Annotated in this window: 8 protein-coding genes and 1 tRNA gene; 5 read left to right on the top strand and 4 right to left on the bottom strand. The window is 70.9% G+C overall.

Features of this window, described 5'->3' with window-relative positions:
• Nucleotides 1-63 precede the first annotated feature (63 nt).
• Complete coding sequence (locus BZY54_RS46915; RefSeq protein WP_086731415.1) at nucleotides 64-591, bottom strand: DsbA family protein; 528 nt, start codon at nucleotides 589-591, stop codon at nucleotides 64-66.
• Nucleotides 592-938: 347 nt separating this feature from the next.
• On the opposite strand from BZY54_RS46915, the gene BZY54_RS46920 reads away from it, so the two are divergent.
• Together BZY54_RS46920 and BZY54_RS51970 are read left to right on the top strand one after the other, a co-directional pair.
• On the top strand, nucleotides 939-1388 hold the full coding sequence (locus tag BZY54_RS46920; protein WP_086731419.1) for a hypothetical protein: 450 nt from the start codon (nucleotides 939-941) through the stop codon (nucleotides 1386-1388).
• A 183-nt stretch (nucleotides 1389-1571) separates the two neighbouring features.
• Complete coding sequence (locus BZY54_RS51970) at nucleotides 1572-1724, top strand: hypothetical protein (RefSeq protein ID WP_167414194.1); 153 nt, start codon at nucleotides 1572-1574, stop codon at nucleotides 1722-1724.
• Between the two features lie 59 nt (nucleotides 1725-1783).
• On the opposite strand, the gene BZY54_RS46925 is transcribed toward BZY54_RS51970, so the two are convergent.
• Together BZY54_RS46925 and BZY54_RS46930 are read right to left on the bottom strand one after the other, a co-directional pair.
• Nucleotides 1784-2344: a CGNR zinc finger domain-containing protein gene (locus BZY54_RS46925; RefSeq protein ID WP_086731416.1), complete on the bottom strand. Its 561-nt coding sequence runs from the start codon at nucleotides 2342-2344 to the stop codon at nucleotides 1784-1786.
• Nucleotides 2345-2572: 228 nt separating this feature from the next.
• The gene (locus BZY54_RS46930) at nucleotides 2573-2986 is read right to left on the bottom strand and encodes an SsgA family sporulation/cell division regulator (protein WP_004002642.1); all 414 of its coding nucleotides are present in this window, start codon (nucleotides 2984-2986) and stop codon (nucleotides 2573-2575) included.
• A gap of 199 nt (nucleotides 2987-3185) precedes the next feature.
• Between BZY54_RS46930 and BZY54_RS46935 the strand changes: the two genes are divergently transcribed.
• Both BZY54_RS46935 and BZY54_RS46940 read left to right on the top strand, forming a co-directional pair.
• Nucleotides 3186-3644, top strand: a complete 459-nt coding sequence (locus BZY54_RS46935; protein WP_086731417.1) for a TIGR02611 family protein — start codon at nucleotides 3186-3188, stop codon at nucleotides 3642-3644.
• A gap of 67 nt (nucleotides 3645-3711) precedes the next feature.
• Nucleotides 3712-3786: transfer RNA gene (locus BZY54_RS46940), tRNA-Val, on the top strand.
• A 133-nt stretch (nucleotides 3787-3919) separates the two neighbouring features.
• Here BZY54_RS46940 and BZY54_RS46945 read toward each other — a convergent pair.
• Nucleotides 3920-4648, bottom strand: a complete 729-nt coding sequence (locus tag BZY54_RS46945; RefSeq protein ID WP_086731420.1) for a 3'-5' exonuclease — start codon at nucleotides 4646-4648, stop codon at nucleotides 3920-3922.
• 189 nt (nucleotides 4649-4837) lie between these two features.
• On the opposite strand from BZY54_RS46945, the gene BZY54_RS46950 reads away from it, so the two are divergent.
• Nucleotides 4838-5404, top strand: a complete 567-nt coding sequence (locus BZY54_RS46950; RefSeq protein WP_086731418.1) for a DUF4365 domain-containing protein — start codon at nucleotides 4838-4840, stop codon at nucleotides 5402-5404.
• The last annotated feature ends 65 nt before the right edge of the window (nucleotides 5405-5469 follow it).

Here is a 5469-nt window from a genome sequence, read left to right on the forward strand (position 1 = left end):
GTTCTCTGATGCGGCACTAGCCGGGTTCTCCGCGGCCGGGCCGGCCTGGTCCGGCCCGGCCGGTCAGTGCTGCCGCTCGGCCCCCGCCAGCAGCCGGTCCACGATCTCCTCGATGCGTTCGCGCAGGCCCTCCTGGCTCTTGCCGCCGTCCAGGCGCTCGCCGCCGACGACGTACGTCGGTGTGCCCGTGACACCGATCGCCTTGCCCTCGGCCTGGTCGGCGTCGACGATCAGGATGTGCCGGCCGTCGATGAGCGCGGTGTCGAACTCCTCCGCGTCGAGGCCCAGTTCACGGGCCGTCTCGACGAGCAGCGGCTCGCCCTTGCGGTCCAGCTCCTCGACGCGGCCGAGCACCGCCTCCACGTACGGCCACAGCTGCCCCTGCTCGGCGGCCTCCTCGGCGGCCTGCGCGGCGGCGAAGGCGTGCTTGTGCTTCTCCAGCGGGAAGTGCCGCAGCCGCAGCCCCAGCCGGTCGCCGTAGCGGGCACGCAGGGCACGCAGATCGTTCAGCGCGGTGCGGCAGTCCGGGCACTGGAGCTCGCACCACACGTCGAGAACCGGGACGGCGGATGCGGAGGAGGAGTCGCTCATGCGTCCCAGTCTTCCAGGCCCGCGGCACAGCACCCAATCCGGCCGTATCGACTCCTGCCGGACGGGACTCGATGCGACCGGGCCTTTCGGGCGGGGCCCGCCGTCCGGGCCCGATCCGTCCGGACCCGATCCGCTCGGGCCCGCCGAGCAGATCCCTACAGGAGCCGACCCCGACGGATCACGCGCCCCGGCCATGACGGCCGGCCGCGGGACGCGACCGGCACCTGGGAAGGAGGCGACCCGGAGATGTCCCTGATGTCCGCCCCGAACGTGGCCTGCCGGGCAGTGGGAGGTGCAGGATGGAAGGGACGAACTGCCCACCGGTGAGCGATGCCCTGGAGGACCGGATGATTGCCGAGACCGTCTGTTCCGCCGTCTCCGCGGCCGGCCTGGGCATCGCCGCGGTCACGGCCTTCCGAAGGCGTTTCCTCGCGGCGACCCGCATCGCCGCCTACTCCCTCGTCCCGATCGGCCTGGTGATGACCGGCGTCGTCGGCTGGCTGGCGGACACCGCCTTCAGCCCGACCGCGTGGGCGGGCTTCGGTCTGCTCGGCTGCGCCTGGGTGCTCTTCGCGACGACCCGCGCGGTGGAGCGCCGGCGCGGCGGCACGCGCAAGGAGCGCAGGGCGGCGGCCCGTGCCGCCGAAGGGGGCGCGGTGGCTCCGACGGCATCGGCACCGTCCCTCGGCCCGCCGACCCGTCCGTCCGGCCGGCCCGCTTCCCGCCCGGCGGGCACATCCCGCGGCGAGGACGACTTCAGCGACATCGAGGCCATTCTGAAGAAGCACGGCATATGACAGCCGTCCGACGCCTGTGACCCGCGCGCCCGATGCTCCTGATGCGGAGTGATCATGGCGCCCCCAGGAAATGATCAGGACCGGGAGCGAACCGAAGCGAAGATCGTGGAATCCGGCGATCTCCCGTACATTTCACGCTGCTGATCGCGTCACCGGTGCGGGCTGGTCCATCATCACCGCGAGATGCTGGACACGACACAGAGCGAGGCCGCGCCGCCGGAGGACGAGCCGCGCGGGTGCCTCTTCGCCCTTTCCCAGCCACCGCTGATGATCTTCCTGGCGGTGATCGGGTGTCTGCTGCTCATGGCTGCGTTGCACGACCTGCTGCTGCTGTGAGCCGTACCCGTGCGTCCTCGGCGTCACCCGCCGGGGACCACGACACCATCGAGGCGGCCTCAGCCCGCCGACTCCTTGCGTCGCGCCCGGTAGGCGGCCACGTGCAGCCGGTTGCCGCACGTGCGGCTGTCGCAGTACCGCCGCGAGCGGTTGCGGGAGAGGTCGACGAAGGCACGCCTGCAGTCGGGGGCCTCGCAGCGCCGCAGCCGTTCCTGCTCACCGGCCACCACGAAGAACGCGAGCGCCATGCCGCAGTCCGCCGCCAGATGGTCGGCGACGGAGGCGCCGGGGGCGAAGTAGTGGACATGCCAGTCGTAGCCGTCGTGGTCAGTCAGCCGGGGCGTGGTGCCCGCGGCGGCGACCAACTCGTTGATCATCCCCGCCGCGGTACGGGAGTCCGGGGCCGCGAAGATGCCGGCGAACCGGCCGCGGATCCGACGCACCGCCGACAGGTCGAACTCCGACAGCATCCCGACGTCGCTCATCTGGTGGCTTCGTACGAAGTCCTCGAGTGCCGCGACGTCCGCCAGACCGTCCGGTGCCGACTCGTCCTCCGGTGCGGTGTTCACCAGATCCACCACGGTGTCGAGCGCGCACCGGGTGTCGTGGGTGATCAGCACGTTTCGCTCCCAAGGCCTGGGGATCGGGCACACGCCCGCCGATGCAGGCCGATGGTAACGGCTCCACCGTCGCCCGAGCAGCGCACGGACACGCGCACACGCGCACACCTGCACCGGCCCCCCGCGGGGAACCGGTGCCGGTGCATCCCTTATGCGGTTGTCCTGGCCCGAGCCGTCTCCCCGAGTGGACGGCAACGGGCAGCTCAGGGGCCTCGAAGGGCCTGTCGGTTAACTTTCCGCGAGGATGTGCGAGAGCTCCTGATCCAGATCGAAGTGCCGGTGCTCCGTGCCAGGGGGCACGGCCGCGTCCGTTCGCTTCAGGAAGGACTCCAGGGCCCTCGCCGGGGCCTCGAGCAGCGCCTCGCCCTCCGGGGAGCTCAGGGCGATGCAGACGACGCCCTGGCCGTGACTGCGCGACGGCCAGACACGGACGTCGCCGGTTCCAGTGGGACGGTGAAGCCCCTCGGCGAGGAGGTCGCGGGCGAACACCCACTCGACGGTCTCCTCGGCTCCGGTGTGGAAGGTGGCGTGCACGGCGTAGGGGTCGGCCGTGTCGTACCGCAGGCCTGCGGGGACAGGCAGGGAGGACTCGCTCGACACAACGAGGCGCAGGTGCAGCTCGCAGCTGACCGTGGTGTTCATAAGCGCCAGGGCCTTTCGCTCAGTGTGCGCTCGGGGATTCGCACGTCGGCGAAATCGACATGCCACCTACGGTGCCGTTGTAAACCCCTCTGAGTGTTTTGCCTGGCTTTAGGTAACTCTTCCGGCGGAGAGGCAGTGCGTAGGGTGGGGCCATTCCGGTGACGTGATTTACGGGTTCCCTCCGGTAGGGTTCACACACATGAATACGGGGAGTGACGGGCGGGACGAGGCTCCCGCGGCGCCGGACGGAGCGGCGGCGGAGGCGGGCGAGGGCGAGGACCGGCGGGGGCTCGGTTCGCGGGCGCCCGAGTTCATCCGGTCACGGCGCGTGCTGCACGTGAGCTGGCAGGTCGGTGTCTTCGTCGTCGGGCTCGCGGTCGTCGCCGCCGGCATCGTCATGCTCCCACTGCCGGGCCCGGGCTGGGTGGTGATCTTCGGCGGCATGGCGATCTGGGCCACCGAGTTCGTGTGGGCCCAGCTCGTGCTCCGCTGGACCAAGCGCAAGGTCACCGAGGCGGCCCAGCGGGCCCTCGATCCCAAGGTGCGCCGACGCAACATCATCCTCACGGTGATCGGCCTCGTGATCATCGCTGCGCTGGTCGGCGTCTACCTCTCGAAGTTCGGCCTCGTCATGCCCTGGAACATCAGGGACCAGTGACCGGCCCGTCGAGGCGACCCGTGGTCCCGGGCACACCCTGACATGCGGTAATGTTCTTCCTGCGTCCGGGCGATTAGCTCAGTGGGAGAGCGCTTCGTTCACACCGAAGAGGTCACTGGTTCGAACCCAGTATCGCCCACCATCGCGAGAGCGACGTGCGTCCGCAGGCTGTGCGGACCGCGTCGCTCTTCTCGTGTCCGGCTTGCGTGTCCGGTGCGACTTCGCCGTGCGAAACGAGCGCTCCGACACCGGCCCACGTCGCCCGAGCGGCGAGTTCAGGCGGCGGCGGGAAGCTCCGGGCGCAGGGGCCACGACGGGTCCACCGTCTCCTCCGTACCGCTGCGTGCGAACCACGCCTGCAGGCCGCGGGCCTGGGCAGCGTGCCATCCGGTCTGCAGGGTGTGCAGCTCGCCGGGGGTGAGGCGGTCCAGCCGGGCCGCGAAGCGGCGGCCGAGGGCGCGGACGACCTCCAGCGCGGCCAGCGCGTCCGCCGCCGCGTCGTGCGCCTCGGCCAGCACCACCTCGTAGTGCGCGCACAGATCGGTGAGGGTGCGCCGGCCCTTGCGGTAGCGGTCCAGGTGCTTGTCCAGCACCCGCGGATCGAGCACGCACAGCGGCGACGCCTCGAACCAGCGGTCCAGCGAGGACGCCCGGTGGCGGCGCAACTCCCGGTCCAGCAGCGTCAGATCGAACGGCGCGTTCATCACCACCAGCGGGCGGCCCAGAGCGGCCTGCTCCGCCAGCTCCTCGGCTATCTCGTACATCACCGGGGCCGGCCAGCGCCCGTTGCGCTGCAGATGATCCTCCGTCAGCCCATGTACCGCCGTCGCCGCCTCCGGCACCGGCACCCCCGGGTTCACCAGCCAGCGGGCCATCCGCGGCCGGGCGCCCGGGGCGTCCTGGACGACGACGGCGGCCGACACGATGCGGTCGGTCTCGACGTCGACGCCCGTGGTCTCGGTGTCGAAGGCGGCCAGCGGCCCCTCGTACCAGCAGCACGTCATGTCGACCACAACTCCTCGCTCACCCACGGCAGCTGACGTACCGTCTTCTGCCCGTTTGGTGATACCCGGGCTGTTTGCGCGGTACGCCGGAAGGAGACAACAGGAGTACGGGTATTTGCAGTTCACGGACCCGCAGCGGGGCCTTGGGGACTCACCCGGCACATCACCTGGCGTGGAAGGCAGTTGGTCATGACGGTTGCGCAGCCCGAGCGGGGCGGGCTGCTGCCCGAGCGTGCGGGCACCCTGCGCGGCACACTCGCCACCACCGCCTGCATGGAGACACTGCAGGTGGGGTATCTGCACGCGGTCGCCGCGGCCGCCGGCTGCTCGCTGTCGCAGCCCTTTCCCGACAACGGCATCGACTGGCACATCAGCCACAGCGCCCCCGGGCACACGGTCGACGACGAGGTGACCATCAAGGTGCAGCTGAAGTGCACCTACCAGCTGCCGCCCAACCCGCCGGGCCGGTTCTTCTCCTTCACACTGGACAACGCCCACCTGGCGAAGCTCGCCCGCACCCCGGTGTCGGTGCACAAGATCCTGGTCGTGATGATCGTGCCGCGCTCCCAGGACCAGTGGCTGAGGGCCGGACACGACCGGCTGGACCTCAGGCACTGCTGCTACTGGGTCAACCTGGCGGGCCACCCGATCACCGGCCGGCACCGCACCACCGTGCGCATACCGACCTCGCGGATCTTCGACGACCGGGCCCTGTGCGAGATCATGACGCGGGTCGGGACGGGAGGCAGACCATGACGCACCGCCCCCTCGACGAGCCGCTGCGGCCGGTACGCCCGCACCCCGTCGACGCCCCCTGGGAC

This window comes from Streptomyces carpinensis (assembly GCF_002154505.1).
Classification (GTDB): domain Bacteria; phylum Actinomycetota; class Actinomycetes; order Streptomycetales; family Streptomycetaceae; genus Streptomyces; species Streptomyces carpinensis.